At 33.8% G+C, this 19,297-nt stretch carries 16 protein-coding genes; 11 read left to right on the top strand and 5 right to left on the bottom strand.

Annotated elements, in window-relative coordinates; genetic code table 11:
* Positions 1–16 precede the first annotated feature (16 nt).
* Together VB798_RS11660 and VB798_RS11655 are read left to right on the top strand one after the other, a co-directional pair.
* Positions 17–1,348 carry an AAA family ATPase gene (locus VB798_RS11660; protein WP_323258647.1) on the top strand — a complete coding sequence of 444 codons (1,332 nt, stop codon included), beginning with the start codon at positions 17–19 and terminating at the stop codon, positions 1,346–1,348.
* Positions 1,349–1,508: 160 nt separating this feature from the next.
* On the top strand, positions 1,509–2,558 hold the full coding sequence (locus VB798_RS11655; protein WP_323258646.1) for a 5-methylcytosine restriction system specificity protein McrC: 1,050 nt from the start codon (positions 1,509–1,511) through the stop codon (positions 2,556–2,558).
* Here VB798_RS11655 and VB798_RS11650 read toward each other — a convergent pair.
* From VB798_RS11650 to VB798_RS11630, 5 genes are all read right to left on the bottom strand, one after another.
* Positions 2,555–3,106 carry a DUF6702 family protein gene (locus tag VB798_RS11650; protein ID WP_323258645.1) on the bottom strand — a complete coding sequence of 184 codons (552 nt, stop codon included), beginning with the start codon at positions 3,104–3,106 and terminating at the stop codon, positions 2,555–2,557. The genes VB798_RS11655 and VB798_RS11650 overlap by 4 nt on opposite strands.
* The gene (rseP, locus tag VB798_RS11645) at positions 3,107–4,495 is read right to left on the bottom strand and encodes an RIP metalloprotease RseP (protein ID WP_323258644.1); all 1,389 of its coding nucleotides are present in this window, start codon (positions 4,493–4,495) and stop codon (positions 3,107–3,109) included. It abuts the gene before it with no gap.
* A 78-nt stretch (positions 4,496–4,573) separates the two neighbouring features.
* A complete protein-coding gene (locus tag VB798_RS11640) occupies positions 4,574–5,725 on the bottom strand; it encodes a 1-deoxy-D-xylulose-5-phosphate reductoisomerase (protein ID WP_323258643.1) in 1,152 nt (383 codons plus the stop codon).
* Between the two features lie 173 nt (positions 5,726–5,898).
* On the bottom strand, positions 5,899–6,516 hold the full coding sequence (locus VB798_RS11635) for a rhomboid family intramembrane serine protease (protein ID WP_323258642.1): 618 nt from the start codon (positions 6,514–6,516) through the stop codon (positions 5,899–5,901).
* 123 nt (positions 6,517–6,639) lie between these two features.
* Complete coding sequence (locus VB798_RS11630) at positions 6,640–7,611, bottom strand: polyprenyl synthetase family protein (protein ID WP_323258641.1); 972 nt, start codon at positions 7,609–7,611, stop codon at positions 6,640–6,642.
* Between the two features lie 151 nt (positions 7,612–7,762).
* Here VB798_RS11630 and VB798_RS11625 point away from each other — a divergent pair, with 151 nt between their 5' ends.
* From VB798_RS11625 to porU, 9 genes are all read left to right on the top strand, one after another.
* Positions 7,763–8,578: an exonuclease domain-containing protein gene (locus VB798_RS11625; RefSeq protein ID WP_323258640.1), complete on the top strand. Its 816-nt coding sequence runs from the start codon at positions 7,763–7,765 to the stop codon at positions 8,576–8,578.
* A gap of 295 nt (positions 8,579–8,873) precedes the next feature.
* Positions 8,874–9,203 carry an NADH-quinone oxidoreductase subunit NuoK gene (gene nuoK / locus VB798_RS11620; protein ID WP_184137192.1) on the top strand — a complete coding sequence of 110 codons (330 nt, stop codon included), beginning with the start codon at positions 8,874–8,876 and terminating at the stop codon, positions 9,201–9,203.
* Positions 9,204–9,258: 55 nt separating this feature from the next.
* A complete protein-coding gene (gene nuoL, locus VB798_RS11615; protein ID WP_323258639.1) occupies positions 9,259–11,160 on the top strand; it encodes an NADH-quinone oxidoreductase subunit L in 1,902 nt (633 codons plus the stop codon).
* Between the two features lie 62 nt (positions 11,161–11,222).
* Positions 11,223–12,674 carry a complex I subunit 4 family protein gene (locus tag VB798_RS11610; protein WP_323258638.1) on the top strand — a complete coding sequence of 484 codons (1,452 nt, stop codon included), beginning with the start codon at positions 11,223–11,225 and terminating at the stop codon, positions 12,672–12,674.
* Between the two features lie 70 nt (positions 12,675–12,744).
* On the top strand, positions 12,745–14,160 hold the full coding sequence (locus tag VB798_RS11605) for an NADH-quinone oxidoreductase subunit N (protein ID WP_323258637.1): 1,416 nt from the start codon (positions 12,745–12,747) through the stop codon (positions 14,158–14,160).
* A gap of 2 nt (positions 14,161–14,162) precedes the next feature.
* Positions 14,163–14,651, top strand: a complete 489-nt coding sequence (locus VB798_RS11600; protein WP_323258636.1) for a GtrA family protein — start codon at positions 14,163–14,165, stop codon at positions 14,649–14,651.
* Between the two features lie 239 nt (positions 14,652–14,890).
* Complete coding sequence (locus tag VB798_RS11595; RefSeq protein WP_184137199.1) at positions 14,891–15,064, top strand: PG1828 family lipoprotein; 174 nt, start codon at positions 14,891–14,893, stop codon at positions 15,062–15,064.
* Between the two features lie 107 nt (positions 15,065–15,171).
* Positions 15,172–15,780: a SprT-like domain-containing protein gene (locus VB798_RS11590; RefSeq protein WP_323258635.1), complete on the top strand. Its 609-nt coding sequence runs from the start codon at positions 15,172–15,174 to the stop codon at positions 15,778–15,780.
* Between the two features lie 45 nt (positions 15,781–15,825).
* Positions 15,826–19,242: a type IX secretion system sortase PorU gene (porU, locus tag VB798_RS11585; protein ID WP_323258634.1), complete on the top strand. Its 3,417-nt coding sequence runs from the start codon at positions 15,826–15,828 to the stop codon at positions 19,240–19,242.
* Positions 19,243–19,297 lie beyond the last annotated feature (55 nt).

Raw genomic sequence — 19,297 nt, 5'->3', positions numbered from 1 at the left:
TAAATATTATTCTGAAATGCCTCAAAAAAACGCTAGAAATTATTGGTGGTTAAATGTGAACCCTCGCCTTTGGTCGATAGACTCGTTCAAACTTGGACAAGTACAGTCTTATACTTCCCACAATGAATTTGACCATAAACGTAGAATCTATAAGTATTTCGAGGCGGTGAAAAAAGGCGATTTAGTGATTGGTTATGAATCTACGCCAGTAAAACAAATCAAAGCTATTTTTGAAATCACCGAAGCACTTCATTTTGACCCTTATCACGGTGAAATTATTTCCTTTAAAATGAAGGAGAAAGTTCCTGAACCAATTGATTGGATTGAACTAAAATCTATTCAATTTTTTAAAGATTCAGAAGTATTGAAGAATAATCAAGGAAGTTTATTCAAAATTACAGAAGATGAATTTGAGGCAATTCAAGCCATGATTGATGCCCAGAAAGAAGCAATGATTAGCGAAGATGTATTAATTCCTTATGAAAAAAAAGATGCTTTAGTCGATTTATTTATGGATGAAGAGCAGTTTGAGGAAATACTTGAAACGCTGAAATACAAGAAAAACATCATACTTCAAGGTCCTCCGGGCGTGGGCAAAACTTTTATCGCCAAGCGTTTGGCTTATACTTTGGTTGGAACGCAAGATGATTCCAGAATAAAAATGGTACAGTTTCATCAGTCGTACTCTTACGAAGATTTTATTCAAGGTTTAAGACCTGATGGTGACGGAGGTTTTAAGCTCAAAAATGGCGTATTCTATGAGTTTTGTCGCCAAGCACAACGCAATGCTGGCATCGACCATTTCTTTATTATTGATGAAATAAATCGGGGAAATTTAAGTAAAATTTTTGGCGAATTATTGCTCTTGATTGAATCCGACAAGCGTGGAAGAGTGAACGAAATGCCTTTAACTTACGGGGATAAAGATTCTGAGCCTTTTTATGTACCAGAGAATTTGTACATCATCGGCACGATGAATACTGCCGACCGCTCTTTGGCAATGATTGATTATGCTTTACGCCGACGTTTCGCATTTATTACTTTAGAACCTCTTTTTAATCAAAAATTTGAGATTTATTTGGTTCAAAAAGGAGTAGAGAAAAGCTTTGCAGAAAGACTAAGTAAAGCAATTACTCAGCTAAACCAAGTGATTTCGAATGATAAAAACCTGCAAAAAGGTTTTCAGATTGGACATAGTTATTTTTCAACTTTTGCTAACGAAGAAGATACTCGAAAATGGTATCGTAGGATTGTAAACCTAGAAATCGCTCCGCTTTTAGAAGAATATTGGTTTGATAATGAGGAGAAAGTAAGAACTGAAATTAAGAAATTACTGGATATTTTTTAGCTTGTAGCTTTGAGTAATGAGCTTTGAGCTTTTTGTTTTTTTATCATTTACATATTTCAGATTTCGAAGGTAAGTTTAAAAAGCTATTTATCAGAAATCTAAAATCTAAAATCCGCAATAGCATTTACTCAAAACTCCGTATTCATAACTCCACATTCCAATGATTCCTATTGAAAATATATATTATTTACTCTGCTACGCTTGGAATCGGCTAGAGGAAAAAGAGTTGATGAATGTTTCTACGATTGAAGTACCCGATTTGCCTAATTTATTAGCTAAAGTACTTTTAAAAGGTACAAAAGCGTTGATAAATCGTGGTCTTGATAAACAATATATTGCTGAGCAAAATCTCTATCAAGGCATCAAAGGAAGAGTAGCTTTTAATTATTCTCTTCGTAAAAATCTTTTTCAGCAAGGTTTGGCAATGTGCGAGTTTGATGAACTATCAGTAAATATTTTACCAAATCAAATCTTAAAAACTTCATTACAAAATGTAGTAAAACTACCAACGCTTGATAGAAAATTGAAGAGAGATATTCAGGCGGTTTTGTACCAATTAACGGATATTGATGCAATTGAAATTAGGAGCGATACTTTTTCAAGTGTTCAGATTCATCGTAATAATCAGTATTATCTTTTTCTATTGAATATTTGTGAATTGTTGCATCAAAACCTATCCATTCATGAAAAAACGGGAGAAGTAAAATTCAAAGATTTTTTGCGAGATGAACGCCAAATGGCTAGACTTTTTGAAGAATTTGTACGTAATTTTTATAAAATAGAAGTACCAGAAGCAAAGGTTTTTCGAGAAGATTTACATTGGCAATTTACTGGAGAACAAATGCAGTTTTTACCCAAAATGCAAACGGATATTTCAATCCAATTGCCTTCAAATCGGAAGATTATTATTGATGCAAAGTATTATGCTGAAACACTTCAGCATTTTTATGATGCCGAGAAAATACATTCTCGGAATTTATACCAAATGTTTGCCTATTTGAAAAACCAGCCCAACCAACAAGCGGAAGGGATTTTGTTGTATCCGACTGTTCAGAAAAGCTTGAGCCTCACTTACACTTATGAGGAACATCGAATCAGGGTCGAAACGTTGAATCTTAACCAGCCGTGGATGGAAATCAAAAGAGATTTACTGTTGATATTAGATAGAAAATCCAGCGAGTTGGAAACACATTCTACAGAAAATATTTAAAAATCAATTGTGAAAATTTTTGTTTTTGCATTGAAAATAAAAGACTTCTTTTCTTCTTTTACGAAGATATTTACAATATTGGTTTGGTCTTCAAACATATCAATGAGTACATCATTTTTTAATCTTAGTCCTGAAAGTGCTTCGTTCATTGGTAATTCTAAGTAAATCCAAGTTGCGTCTCCTTCTTTTTCTTTTCCTATGTATTGAATGGCTTTGAGTTGATTCTTAGCATTAACCAACATAAAGTGTTTTTTCACATATTGCTCTACCAAAGCATCGTTTTTATCGTTGTTTTCAACAATAATTTTCTTGTTCTGATTATCGTGCGAAAGTACTTTTTCCAAATCATCTGTAAATACTCTTACACTTACTTCAAATCCTTTACTTTTAGCATTATAGCGCATTTCGGTAAGGCTCGTATGAAATGCGTGCAAAGTATTACTTAGTTTGAAACTACTTGAAAGAATGATGATTCCTAAAAGTAAAAACCTGCCAAGATTGTTCATCTTGACAGGTTTTAAAATATTGTTATTTTTGATAGTCGTCATTTATTTAAAAAATGCTTTGAATGCTCCGTTTCCTAATACAAAAACCATTAAGGCTAACAAGATTACTGTTCCTACTTGTTGCGCTCTTTCTAATACTTTTTCCGATGGCGGGCGACCAGTGATGATTTCATACAATAAAAACAAAGCATGACCACCGTCAAGCGCAGGAATTGGCAATAAATTCATAAATGCCAAAGCCATTGAAAGTAAACCTGTAAGAGTCCAGAAATTTAACCAATCCCAGTGAGCACCGTACATTTCAGCAATTTCAAAAGGTCCGCTCAAGGCTTTATCGGCACGAACATCGCCTGCAAAAATCTTTTTGAAACCTTTAACATTTTTCACCACTACATCAAAAGCATCTGTTGCACCCATTACAAAGGCTTGTCCGATGGTATAATCTTCGTGTGAGAATTTGATTATTCGTTCTGCTGCAAAGCCTAATTTACCTTCTTTGGTAACGGTCATGTTAATGGTATCTACTTTTCCTTGTCTTTCAATACCAAAAGCAACGTTTTTCCCAGCGTATTTTGTTAAGCTATCTTTTAATAATTGATAGAAAAAAACTGGATGTCCATTCATACTTACTATTTTATCACCCGCTTTTAAGCCGACTTTGTAGGCAGGTAAATCTTCTGGTACAGACTTACCAAAAAGTTTACTTAATAAAGAAGGCTTTTTAGGTTCTGTTACTTGTGCAATTTTGAATGGATATAATGGTTGAATGAATTGGTCTTTTTGGTCAGATAATTTATTCAAGAAATCAGAAGGAATTACTACTTCGATGGTTTTTCCAGCACGTTCTACAGTGTAAGAAACATCATCATCGAGAATTGCACCACCGATTTCGCTATATTCTTTGAAATCTTTTCCGTTTACTTTCAATACTTTATCGCCAGTTTTAAAACCAACTTCTTGTGCCAAACTACCAGCATAAATACCGTTTTTGTTCAGTTCGTCTTTAGCGATATAATTATTTCCAGTTTTGTAATTGATACCGAAGTAGATAGCAACTCCCAAAATTACGTTGACAATAATTCCACCAAGCATTACAATTAAACGTTGCCAAGCTGGTTTTCCACGGAATTCCCAAGGTTCAGGAATGGCAGATAATTTTGAAGCATCTTGTGTTTCGTCAATCATTCCGGCAATAGAAACATAACCACCTAATGGAAACCATCCTAAACCATATTCTGTATCACCGATTTTCTTTTTGAATAAAGCGAAGTTTAAAACAGTAGGTACTGGAAACAAAAAGTCGAAGAAAAGATAGAATTTATCAACACGCATTTTGAACCACTTTGCAGTAATATAATGCCCAAATTCATGTAAACTTACTAAAATTGACAGTCCTAAAATTAACTGCCCCGCCATAACTAAACCGTCCATTTGTTAAGTGTTATCTCGTAAAATCAAATTTATTTACGATTTGTGTTCTAAGATTTTTTTACTGATTAAATATTGAAATTAAACTAGCGTTTGGGCTAGTCTTCTTGTTGCTTGGTCTGTCTGAATATAATCATCAATACTTGGCTTTTGAATAAAATCCACTTTACTCATGCACTTTTCGATGAGGTCTGACATCTCTAAAAAACCAATTTTGTCTTGTAAAAAGGCTTCAACAGCAATTTCATTGGCTGCATTCATGATACAAGGAAGGTTTCCGCCTTTGTCCATTGCCTCAAAAGCTAATTGCAAGTTACGAAATGTTTCGGTATCAGGTTGTTCAAATGTTAGAGAAGGATATTTTGTGAAGTCGAAACGTGGAAAATCTGATTTTATTCTATTTGGAAATCCCAAAGCAAATTGAATAGGAAGTTTCATATCAGGCAAACCCATTTGTGCTTTCATAGAACCATCTTCAAACTGAACCAAAGAGTGGATGATTGATTGCGGATGAACAACAACCTCAATTTGCGAAGCTTTCAATCCAAATAACCATTTTGCTTCAATTACTTCTAGTCCTTTGTTCATCAAACTGGCAGAATCAATCGTGATTTTAGCACCCATTACCCAATTTGGATGTTTTAGTGCCTGAACTTTGGTTACTTTTGCCAAATCTTCACGTTTTTTCCCTCTGAACGGACCACCTGAAGCTGTTAAAATTATTTTTTCGATTGGGTTATGAAATTCTCCAACCAAGCATTGAAAAATAGCAGAATGTTCAGAATCAACTGGATAAATATTTACTCCTTTTTCTTCGGCAAGTTTAGTTATTAATTCTCCAGCAACAACTAATGTTTCTTTATTGGCAAGTGCAATATGTTTACCTGCTTCAATGGCTTTGATGGTAGGTAATAAACCAGCATAACCAACCATCGAAGTAAGAACTATATCAATTGAATCCATTTGAACAACAGATTCCAAGGCTTTTGCACCAGCATAAACTTTTATTCCTGCGTTATCTAATGCTGAATGTACTTTATCGTATAAATCATCATTGCCAATAACAACACAATTTGGTTTGAACGTTAAACTTTGTTCAATTAATAAATCGGCATTGTTTTGGGCTGTTAATACTTCTACTTCGAAGATGTCTTCGTTGGCTTTTATTACTTCTAAGGCTTGTGTTCCGATTGAACCCGTTGAGCCTAAAATGGCAATTTTTCTTTTTTGCATAAATGATATTAGCCTTGAGCAATTAGTTGCAAGCTATGAGTCTTATTATCAGACGGTTTGCAAATTAGATTGTTGGTGAAATCTAATTTTTTCTCAAAACTTATTCTTGAAATTATCAGTAAGAAGTTTTAAGCGGGTTAATTGTCTTTTATGATTAGATTAATGATATAAAATTAAAGAGCCCAACCCAGAATTTGGCTAATAAAGTGCGAAAATAACGAAGGTTTTAGGAGTAATGTAAAAGCAATTCCAAAAGCAGCTCCATAAAGGTGAGCTGAGTGCCCAATATTATCTAAATTTCGTTTCGACATATAGTATGAGTACGCCGAATACAAAATGGCATAAATAAAACCTGGCATTGGGAAGAAATATACATAAATCTGGGCGGTAGGTTGGAAAAGAATCGCTGAAAACACAACTGCAGAAACTCCACCAGAAGCACCTAAAGCATTATAATAACGGTCGTTTTTATGGTCTGCATAACTTGGCACATTCGCAAAAATAATACCTAGTAAGTAAAGAGCAGCATAAAGCAATGACCCAATATCTGAGCCGAAAATTTCTGAAAAATAATATTCTACAATATCTCCGAAAAAATACAAACTCAGCATGTTGAAAAATAAATGTCCATAATCAGCATGTAAAAACCCAGAAGTCAAAAAACGATAATATTCTTTGTATTCTTTTACTGAATATGGATGCATAATCCACTTATTCAAAACAGTTTGATTATTCCAAGCATAAAGGCTCAGTGCAATCGTAATTCCAATAAAAATGAAAGTTAATGACATATTATTTTTTTAGAATATCTGTGGAAAAGAATTTGAATGAAATGACAAATTCTTAATTTTTATAAAACAAAAACAGCCGAAACAATTGGTTCGACTGCCAGTATCTTTCATTACAAATTTACGTTAAACCTCTCTATCAATCAAAGTTTCAGCAAATGTTCGTAGAATAAGCTTTCTGTCTTCATCTACTTTTAGCGAATCTAGCGCTTCAAAAGCTTTATCGAAGTAAGTATTAATTTTTATCGTGGCTACTTCACGAATACCTAAAATATCATAAATGGTAGTAACTGCTTTTACTTTTTCGGTAGCGTCAAATTCTTTCAGAGAAAGCCATTTGTCTAAAGCTAATTTGGTTTCACCTTCGGCTTTTTCCAAAGCTTCTATCAACATAAAAGTTTTTTTATTCGAAATAATGTCGCCACCTACTTGTTTCCCGAATTTCTCAGGGTCTCCATAAACATCTAATAAATCATCTTTTAGTTGGAAACCTAAACCAATATTTAGACCAATGTTATAAAGTAAATCACACGATTTTTCGCTTGCTCCACCAATAATTCCACCTAATTCTAAGGCATAACCCAAGAGTACTGAGGTTTTTAATTTAATCATTTCAAGATATTCTTCTTCGCTAACGTTTTCACGATTTTCGAAATTCATATCTAATTGTTGTCCTTCACAAACTTCTGCGGCAGTACGATTAAATCTTTTTAAAGCTTTTTTAAATTTAGCATCTTCTACAAACATCAATAATTCGTAAGCTTGCACTAGCATTACATCGCCAGAAAGAATGGCAGTATTATCATTCCATTTGGCATGAACTGTCGGTTTGCCACGACGCAATGGCGCTTTGTCCATGATATCATCGTGCATTAATGTGAAATTATGGAAAACTTCTACCGCAGTAGCTGGTTTAATCGCTTTTTGCCAATCGTCTGTGAATAAGGCTGTTGCCATTAAAGTCATTAATGGTCTCATCCTTTTACCACCCAAAGACATTAAATAGCGGATGGGTTCATATAATTCTTCGGGATGTTCACCGTAAGTTTGCTGGGAAAATTCTTCGTTGAGAGCTTGTACGAATTGTGTAAGTTTCATTTAATAATTGATAGTTTCTCTTTGAGAGTTAACGCACTCCATGTTAGAAATGTTATGAATTGTCAAAAATAGAAAGAAGAATTTAAACTCTCACTCGTTTCAGATTTATTTTGGCTAACTTTGCAAAACCTCTAAACGAGGTCTATATTATATGCTCAACCATCAGCTCAAACTCCGTAAACCACTTGCCGTTTTTGATTTAGAAACGACAGGTGTAAATGTTGTCAAAGATCGCATTGTAGAAATCAGTATTGCCAAAGCTAATATTGATGGAACTGTGACAGTAAAAACCCGTCGTGTAAATCCTGAAATGCCGATTCCACTCGAATCGTCACTTGTACATGGTATTTATGATGAAGATGTTGCGAATGAACCCACCTTCAGACAAATAGCTAAGTCGATGGCTCAGTTTTTAGAAGGTTGCGATTTGGCAGGTTTTAATTCTAATCGTTTCGATGTTCCGATTTTAGTGGAAGAATTTTTAAGAAACGAAGTAGATTTTGATATTAAGAATCGTCGATTAATAGATGCACAACGCATTTTCCATTTGATGGAACCTCGTACTTTGTCGGCTGCTTATAAATTTTATTGCAAGAAAGAATTAATTGATGCCCATTCGGCAGAAGCAGATACGATTGCTACTTTAGAGGTACTGAATGAACAAGTGAAGTATTATGAAGGAGTAAAAATTAAAGATAGCAATGGCGTAGAATTTGAGCCTGTAAAAAACGACATGGATGCTTTGCATGAAATCACAGCGTCTAAATTGGTTGACTTTGCTCAAAGAATGGCATTTAATAAAGAAGGAATCGAAGTAATCAATTTTGGTAAACATGCAGGTAAGCCAGTTGTTCAAGTATTAAAGGAAGAACCTTCATATTATGATTGGATGATGAAGGGCGATTTCCCGATGGATACCAAAAGAAAACTCACAGAAATAAAGTTAAGAGCTTTCAATAACAAGTAAATTAGCATAAGACAAAGGTCTGGTCAGAATAAACCTACACTTTTGTCTTATGTTTTTATGCTTTTATCAGTTTTTCCTTAATTTTGCTGATAAGTTTTCATTATTAAGCAGTCTATGTAAAGTGAAGGACGTTTTGTTTGGTTTAAAGTGTTTTATGTCAATATTTTAAAATCACAACTCATCACTCATAATTCATAACTCTTATTTAATTTGTCTGTAAACAAACAAATAGGTCTTTTTGATTTAGCAAAACAAGTTTCGTTTTAATAAGTTCTCAAGCAGAAACGCAATACTCATGCAACAAATACCTGATGTCATCCGAGAAATACCCTTGAACTATTATGTCTGGTTCAGTGCCGCATTATTTTGTATCGGAATTATTGGCGTATTAACACGCCGCAATGCAATCATCATCTTCATGTCGGTAGAATTAATGCTCAATTCAGTAAATTTATTACTGGTAGCATTTTCTTCTTACAAAGCAGACCCCGCTGGGCAAATCTTTGTGTTTTTTATCATGGCAGTAGCAGCGGCAGAAGTAGCAGTTGGGCTTGCCATTATTGTGATGATTTACAGAAATATCCAGACAATTGATGTTGGTTTGTTGAATAAATTGAAATGGTAATCTTCCAATTTAAAACATTATCATCTTCAACTTAGAAAACTTTCAAATTAGAATTATGTCTCTAATTACACTCATTCCACTATTTCCCTTAATCGGCTTCCTTATCAATGGAATCGGTTTCCGTCATGTTCCTAAATCTTTAGCTGGCATTATTAGCTCTGCGGCGGCATTTGCATCTTTTGTTTGTGCCTTAACCTTGTTTTTAGGCTTTAATGGTCAACCGCAAATTGTTCATTTATTCGACTGGATTACAGTTGGTACTTTGAATATTTCGATGTCATTTCAGTTAGATCAATTGTCATTATTAATGCTTTTGATTATTACTGGCGTAGGAACTTTGATTCATATTTATTCAATTGGCTACATGAGCCACGACGAAGGTTTTGGTAAGTTTTTTGCTTTCTTAAACCTATTTTTGTTCTTCATGCTTTTATTAGTAATGGGTTCAAACTATGTCGTGATGTTTATTGGTTGGGAAGGCGTAGGTTTATGTTCTTATTTATTGATTGGTTTCTGGAATAAAAATAGTAATTACGGAAATGCTGCTCGTAAAGCTTTTATCATGAACCGTATCGGTGACTTGGGATTTTTGTTAGGTATTTTCTTAATTATCAATCATTTTGGTTCTGTAGAATATTCAGAAGTATTTAGTAGAATTGCTGAAGGTGGTTATTCTTCTGGCGATAAAACTTTATTCTATATTACGATTCTTCTATTTATTGGAGCAATGGGTAAATCAGCCCAAATTCCATTATATACTTGGTTGCCAGATGCAATGGCTGGTCCAACACCAGTTTCTGCCTTGATTCACGCTGCTACGATGGTTACTGCGGGTATTTACATGATTATTCGCTCGAATATTATGTATTCATTAGCACCAGAAACTCTTGATATTGTAGCTTGGGTAGGTTTAGCAACGGCTTTATTAGCGGCTTCAATTGGTCTTTTCCAAAATGATATTAAAAAAGTATTGGCTTACTCTACAGTTTCTCAGTTAGGCTACATGTTTATGGGCTTAGGAGTAATGGCTTATTCTTCTTCGTTTTTCCACGTAATGACACACGCTTTCTTCAAAGCACTTTTGTTTTTGGGAGCAGGTTCAGTGATTCATGCGATGTCTGATGAACAAGATATTCGTTCAATGGGCGGACTTCGTAAAAAACTACCAATTACTTTTATTACTTTCTTGATTGCAACGATTGCTATTTCAGGTATTCCTCCCTTTGCAGGTTTCTTCTCGAAAGATGAAATTCTAGCACATGTTTTCGAACACAACAAATTAATGTGGGCGTTTGGTGTTTTAGGTTCGATAATGACTTCATTTTATATGTTCCGTTTATTGTTCCTTACTTTCTTCGGAGAATTCAGAGGAACAGAAAAACAAAAACATCATTTACACGAATCGCCAATTGCGATGACAGCTCCATTAATGATTCTTGCAGTACTTTCTGCCATCGGTGGATTCTTTAATTTTCCACATATTTTTGGTGGTCACGCTAGTTTAGCAGAATTTATGGCGCCATTGTTTGAACATTCAGCAATTGAACATGTTGCCGTAGATGAATCACTTGAAATTAAATTAATGATTGTTTCTGTCGTTGCTGCTTTACTTTCTGCGGGCGTTGCATACTTTATTTATGTAGTGAAGAAAACCGTTCCAGTAGCAGAAGGAGAGGAAACAGGCTTACAAAAAGTAATTTACAACAAATATTATATCGACGAATTGTACGATACTCTTTTTGTAAAACCAATCACAGCACTTTCTAATTTCTTTAGAGAAGTAATTGAATTCTTGGTAATAGATTTAATTGTAGAAGGAGTTGGTAAACTCGTAAAAACACTTTCAAGCGAAGTTCGTTTACTTCAAAATGGAACAACGGGTTATTATATTTTTGCAATGGTTTTATCAATTGCAGCGATATTAGTTTGGAGCTTAAAAAGTTTCCTTTTGGGATAGATTAAAGACAATATAAATACATTGAAAGATTTGCTCATTACAAATCCGATTGATAAAAAAATATGCTAACACTTTCTCTCATTCTTCTTCCCATTATTGCAGGGCTAATTACATTAGTCATCAAGGGAGAAACCGCTAAAACTGTTGCCTTGGTCTTTGCTTTTGCTGAGTTGGCTTTAGGAGCGTACTTGTATAAGTCATTTGTGCCAGACGCTACTTCACAATTTGGCGTAAGTTATGATTGGATTCATTCAGCTGGAATAAAATTTTCTGTAGGAGTTGATGGTATCAGCTTGATTTTGGTATTTCTTACCACTTTAATGGTGCCTTTTATCATTCTTTCTACTTTTGGGGCGGAATATAAAAATAGTTCAAATTTGTATGCGCTCATCTTATTTATGCAAGCAGCATTAATAGGTGTATTTACTGCAAAAGACGTTTTCCTTTTTTACTTCTTCTTCGAAGCAGCCCTAATCCCAATTTATTTTATTGCGGCTATTTGGGGAGGCGAAAATCGTATCAAAGTAACATTCAAGTTCTTTGTTTATACCATATTCGGTTCTTTGTTTATGTTGTTGGCTTTGGTTTACTTGTATTTATTGACGCCAGGAACACATTCAGCTGATATTAATGCTATTTATCAAGCAGCAGATGCTTTAGATTTATCAACTCAGAGTTACTTATTTGGGGCGTTTTTTATTGCATTTGCCATTAAAATGCCACTTTTCCCATTCCATACTTGGCAACCAGATACTTATGTGGAAGCACCTACAGCAGGAACAATGCTTTTATCAGGTATCATGTTGAAAATGGGGGTTTATGGTTTGATTCGTTTTATTTTACCAATTGTGCCACTTGGTGTAGATCAATGGGGCGGAATTGCGATACTTCTATCTGTAATAGGAATTATTTACGGTTCTGTGATTGCTATTCAGCAAAAAGACATGAAACGATTAATTGCTTATTCATCGTTTGCTCACGTTGGATTAATGTCAGCAGGTATTTTCTCAAGAAATTTAGAGGGTATTCAAGGTTCTTTGATTCAAATGTTGGCGCATGGTATCAATGTTGTAGGTTTATTCTTTGTCGTAGAAATTATTGAAAGAAGAGCAAAATCTCGTGAATTATCTCTTTTAGGCGGTATTACACAAACTACTCCAAACCTTACCGTTTACTTTATCATTCTAATGCTTGGTTCGGTAGCTTTACCACTTACAAATGGTTTTGTGGGTGAATTTTTGTTATTGAAAGGAGTATATGAATACAATGCTTGGATAGGAGCAGTAGCAGGATTAACCATCATTTTGGGTGCGGTTTATATGTTGAGAATGGTTCAGAAATCAATGTTTGGGATTACTTCTAAAATTACAGAAGGATTTGCAGATTTAACATTCAATGAAAAAGCTGTTTTATTCCCACTTTCGTTTTTAGTAATTGCTTTGGGAATTGCTCCGAATATTTTCTTAAAATTAACTGAACCAGCTGTTAGCCAATTATTATCAATCATCAAATAATTTGATTGTTGGGTTTGTGCAAAGTTTTACTTTTCAGAAACGCAATTTCTCAAGTTTTCAAATTTGAAACATGAACGCAATTATAGCATTATCACTCTTCGGGATTTCTAATCTGTTTTTAGGGTTTTTGAACAACCGTAAAATCTTGTTACCAGCTACGCTAGTTTTTATCCTTATTGCTCTTGGATTAAATTTTGCAGACTGGAATCATGAATATTATTGGTTCAATAATATGCTAAAAACCAATAATCTTTCTGTCAATTTTGTTACGATTATTCTACTATCAACATTATTAGTGGTAGCTATCTCTCGTAGCTTTGGTGATGACGACGAACATTCGCATCCTGCTGAATATTATGCCATTTTGCTTTTCTCTGCTGTAGGAGCTATTATGATGGTTACTTTCGAGAACCTGATTATGCTTTTTGTAGGTTTAGAAATTCTTTCAGTTTCTATGTATGTACTTACAGGTTCAGATAAACGTAGTTTACGTTCGAACGAAGCAGCGTTAAAATACTTTTTAATGGGTTCATTCGCTACAGGGATTTTATTATTTGGAGTAGCATTGGTATATGGCGCAACGGGCTCTTTTGATATTCACGGGATTGCTCAAGGAGTAGCGAAAGCTAAAGAACAAATGGGCGGTGCTTATGGCCCATTATTATATTCAGGTGTAATTCTGGTAATGGTTGGTTTACTCTTTAAAATTTCGGCAGCACCTTTTCATTTCTGGACGCCTGATGTTTATGATGGAGCACCAAGTATCTTTACTGCATTTATGTCAACTGTCGTGAAAACGGCTGGTGTTGCGGCTACTTATCGTATTTTGTCAATTTCTTTCCCTACCGTTTATGGCTTATGGGGAAATCCATTAGTGTATATTGTATGTGCGACTTTAATCATTGGTAATATCACTGCGGTTTATCAACAAAGCTTCAAAAGAATGTTAGCTTACTCTAGTATTTCTCATGCTGGATATTTGTTGATTACAGTTTTAGCAAAAAGACCAGAAACGAATTCTTCGCTTTTATTCTATTCATTAGCTTACGCTATTGCTACAATTACGGCTTTTGCAGTATTGATGGTAGTATCGGAAGCACAAGCTAAAAATGGTAAAGCAGATGAAAGTTTTGATGCTTTGAACGGATTAGCTAAAAACAATCCACTATTAGCATTCTCTTTAACAATTTCAATGTTATCACTTGCAGGAATTCCATTAACAGCTGGTTTCTTTGGAAAGTTTTTTGTCTTTAGTGATGCTTTTTCAAATCCATCATCATTGTTTAAATGGATTCTTGTGATTGCCGTTTTGATGTCAACAGTTGGTATTTATTATTACTTTAAACCAATCATTGCAGCTTACATGAAAAAAGGAGAAGTCGCAAAAATAGAGCTCTCACCACTGTATAAATTCATCTTAATTCTTACAACGACACTAACAATTTTATTAGGACTTGCTCCTGATTTAGTTAAAAATATCTTTTAATCTTGTCAAATTCAAAATTACTTAACAAAAAGGATTTAATTGTTTACTTTTTAGTTGCTGGTACTGGTGTTATCATTCAACTAGTTTGTAGTAGTCTTTTTCAATCTTGGTTTACCATTAGTTACGAAGCAAGTATTACTCCTTCGTACTTTATTTCTTTGATTGTAGGCTTTATCTTAACTAAACTATTTGCCTTTAATGCTCGCAAGACAAGCCAGACTCGCCGTGAAATGGTAAAGTACCTTATCGTTGCAACTTTTTCGGGTGGAGTAACATGGTTTTTCGCAACATTTTCCTACAGAATTTCAAATCATTATTTCGAGATTTTTCATTATTTGATTCCTTTTTCAAAGAAAGTAATCAATGTGAATCAATTGACTTGCCATTTAATTGGGAATGGTTTTAGTTTTATGTCTAATTACACACTTCATAAAACTTTTACTTTTAAGGATACAGGTTTTTATGATAGACTAAAGAGGTCAATTTTATGAAATAGTATTATTTTTATATTTTATTTTAATTTTCATCGTCGGTCTTGTTCTTAAATTTATAAAAACAACTTAAAATAAAAGAGTTTTTAAGGTTGTATTTGTATTTTTCTTCGAAAAAACACTGTAAAAACTAGATTTTTAATCAATTATTAAGAAATACTTAAAATTTATTTACAATTCCTTGCATGGAATAAAAGTTGTACATAAATTTGTATCAAACAAACCCCAATCACAACGAAATGAAGAAATTTTTTGCATTCGCTTTAGTAGCTGGTATGATTTCATTAGCTGCTTGTTCAGAAAAGAAAGCTGAAACTACTACAACTGATTCAGTAACTGTTGATACTACTACTGTAGTTGATACTGCTGCTGTAGTTGATACTGCTGCTGCTGATACTGCTGCTGCTAAGTAATTACAGTTTCCTTATGGAAAGAAAAGAGCCTTAACCTAGTTAAGGCTTTTTTATTGCCCAATAGTTTTCACTCAGATGTCAACAAAGTTTTCTTGTATATTAGCATCATGAAAAAAGACTTAGAGGTTTTTCAAAAATACTTCCCTAGTACTGCCGTAAACTATTGCTTTAGCTTGTGGGAAACGTATCAATTTAACTTCAAAATTACCCGTACTCGCCAATCTAAATTAGGTGATTATTCCTTTAGAAGAGATAAAGGACATAAAATTACCGTTAATGGCGATTTGAATCCTTACGCATTTTTGGTTACTTATATTCACGAAGTAGCACACTTGGTTACCTTTAAGCAGTTTGGCAACAAGCCCAACCCGCATGGAAAGGAATGGAAAAAGAATTTCAAAGATGTATTTTTACCATTATTGAATGAATCGGCTTTGCCACTTCAAATACTGATTCCTTTAAAAGAATATTTGCAAAATCCTTCAGCTACCACGCAGAGTTATTCTCCTTTGGTGAGAGAGCTAAGAAAGTTTGACAAATTAGCGGATGAAGGAGATAAGATGATATTGACAAATTTACAAAAAGGAGAAGTCTTCGAATTGAATGGAAGGTATTTCGAGAAAGGTGATTTGCGTAGAACCCGTTTTCTTTGTACGGACAAAGCAAATGGAAAACGATATGTAGTTTCTGCAATTGCCTTGGTGAAAAAAGTATAATTTTTGAAATAAGCTTACGTTTAAAAATTAAAAAGACCTGGCATTTTGAAAAAATCATTTCTATATAATCTTCTACTTTTTATTATTTCTTTCAACAGCTACGCACAGAATAATGCTGTATTGGCTAAAGGAAATTGGCTAAAAATTGGTGTCAACAGTAATGGCATTTATCGACTAGACGCTACATTTCTACAAAAAAATGGCTTTGATTTAGCAACAATTAATCCTCAGAATCTTCAACTTTTTGGAAATGGTGGTGGAATGTTGCCTCAAAGTAATGCTGAAAATCGTCCTGTTGATTTAACAGAAAATAGTATTTATATCGAAGGAGAAGCAGATGGGAAATTTGATGCCCAAGATTATATTCTTTTCTATGGACAAAGTCCGCATAAAACAATTTATAATTCCTCTACCAATTCTTACAAGCATCAATTCAATATTTATTCAGATACTACTTTTTATTTTCTGAGACTCTCTGAAACCAAGGGTTTACGAATAAAAGAACAGCCTTCTATTGGAGCCACCAAAAATATTTATACATTCGATGATTACGTTTTTCATGAAATAGACCAGAAAAATATATTAGCTCAAGCACCTTTTGCAGGTTCTGGAAGAGAATGGTTTGGAGAAGAATTTTCAGGAACGAACGAACAAATATTTACTTTTAATCTTCCTGGAATTACGGCTAATTCTTCTGTAAATATTACTTGTTCTGCGGTTGCTGTTGCTTACGGACAAACAGATTTTGTATTAAGAGCAAATGAACAAAACCTAGGAAGATTGGCAATTTCAGCCATTGGTTCAGACCGATATGATTATAAAGGGGCAATTGCTAGTAAAAGTTTCATCATAAATGGGAGTAACTTTACGAATGTCAATGACTTAAAAATCGGACTAACTTACGATAAAAAGACGCTTACTTTTGGAAGTGGATATTTGAATTTTTTAGGAGTACAATCTCAACGAACTTTAAAATTATATAACCAACAAACTATTTTTCGGTCTTTAGAAAGTTTAAATCATCCTTCTGTAAATTATGTGATAGAAAAACCATCTACCACTTTTAAAATTTGGGATATTACCAATCCTTTACAACCATTTAGTCAGGCTTTTTTACAGCAAAGCCAAACGCTTAATTTTGGAGCAAGTAGTCAGATTGTTAAAGAATATATTATTTTTAATACAACAGAATTCCTGAATCCAGTTTCTTCTCAAAAGATTAATAATCAAAATTTACACAATGTTGAAGTACCTGATTTGGTAATTGTTGCGTCTAAACTTTTAACAAATCAAGTAGAAAGACTTGCGGATTTTAGACGTCAGCATGATAAGTTATCGGTATTGGTGGTTTCACCAGAAGAAATTTATAATGAATATGCTTCAGGGAAACAAGATATTTCTGCCATTAGAGATTTTATGAGAAACCTCTATCAAAGAAATCCTAGTAAAATAAAGTACTTATTACTTTTTGGTGATGCTTCGTATGATTATAAAAAAAGGCTGAATGTCATTAATGATGAAACCAAAGCTATTTTGATTCCAACTTATGAAAGTAGAGAATCTTTGCATCCTATTTTTAGCTATTCTTCCGATGATTATTTTGGTTTTTTAGAGGATAATGAAGGCGAATGGATTGAAAATCAAGCTGGAAATCATAGTCTTGAAATCGGAATTGGGAGATTGCCCGTGAAAAATGTAGAAGAAGCCAAGCAAATTGTTGACAAGCTAATCAATTATGGAACGAATAAAAATACAATTGGGCAATGGCGAAACAAAGTAGCTTTTGTAGCTGATGATGGCGATGGAAATATTCACCAACAAGATGCTGAAGCATTTGCATCAATGGTCAATTCTTTTTATCCAGCATATCAAACCAATAAAATTTATTTAGATGCTTACCCGCTTGTTTCTTTACCAGAAGGACAAAGGTCGCCAGCAGCTAATACTGCGCTTAATCAAGCTTTCCAACAAGGTTCATTAATTATCAACTATAATGGACATGGTGCAGAAGGAGGGCTGACAGACGAACAAATTTTGACATTGAAAGATGTAGAATCGTGGACAAATTTTAATAATATGCCTTTGATGCTCACAGCTACTTGTCAGTTTGGTCGCTTTGATGACCCTAATCAAATTTCAGGGGCTGAGTTATCAATTCTTAATCCAAATGGCGGAGCAATCGCATTATTAACAACGACAAGACCTGTTTACCAAAACACCAATTTTTTTATTAATCAAGCTTTTTATGAATCAGTCTTTACTGCTAAAAATGGTGAAATGCCACGTTTGGGAGATGTCATGATTTATACGAAAAACAATAGTTTTCAAGGCATATTAAATAGAAATTTTTCTCTACTTGGCGACCCATCCATGAAACTGGCTTACCCACAATATGAAGCTGTGGTATTGAAAGTAAATGGAAAAGAAACTGCGAAAGCTGATACCATAAAGGCACAAAGTAAAGTAACCATTGAAGGAGAAATTAGGCAATTGGCGAGTGAAACAAAAATAAATAACTTTACCGGAAAGACAGTTATTACCGTTTATGATAAAGAAAAGAGTATTTTAACCAAAGGAAATAAAGGAGCGAAGTTCAATTATCAAGATTTTACAAATATTTTATTTAAAGGAGAAGTCAGTGTTCTGAATGGAAGCTTTACTAGCACTTTTATGATTCCTAAAGATATTAATTATCAATTGGGAGAAGGTAAAATTTACATTTATGCGCAAACGAACGATGGTTTAACAGATGCACTAGGTGCTTTGAGCCCTTTGATTGGTGGTGCTGGTAATAGCCTAGTACTTGATAATGTTCCGCCTCAATTAAATCTCTTCCTCAATGATAATACCTTTGTGGATGGAGGGGCTACGAATGATAATCCTATTTTTATTGCCAATATTTCAGATGAGAGCGGTATTAATATTGCCAGTGAAGGTTTAGGGCATGAGGTGCTTTTAACGATTGATGATACTTTGAATATTGCTGTAAATCAGTATTTTATCGCAACAAAAGATGATTACAAAAGTGGACAAGTAAAATATCAAATCAAGGGTTTGACGGCTGGCGAACATCAATTAAAATTAAAAGTTTGGGATACAAATAATAATTCAAACGAAGCTTCGTTACGATTCAGTGTCAATTCAGAAAGCCAAAATCGCTTAAAAAATGTATTTAGTTTTCCGAATCCAGCAAAAGAAAAAGCTACTTTCAGTTTTGAGCATAACCAAGAAGGAGATGATTTGAATATAATTGTCGAAATTTTTGATACTTTTGGGCATTTAATAAAACAAATAGACGAGAATGCTTACCGAGTAAGCTCACCATTTAATAAAATTTCATGGAATATTGTAGAAGATTCTGTCTCAAATGTAACTGGTAATTACTTTTATCGTATTTTTGTAAAGTCACTAACAACTGGCTATCAAGCCAATGGAAGTGGCAAGATTATTTTGCTTAAATAATTCCAGCAAAGAATATTTGGATAAATTTTGTAAAAAAAGGTTTATTGACTACTTT

Source organism: Arcicella lustrica (genome assembly GCF_034930985.1).
Lineage (GTDB): Bacteria > Bacteroidota > Bacteroidia > Cytophagales > Spirosomataceae > Arcicella > Arcicella lustrica.
The sequence above is the reverse complement of the archived record's forward strand: the minus strand, read 5'-3'. Positions and strand labels throughout refer to the sequence as shown.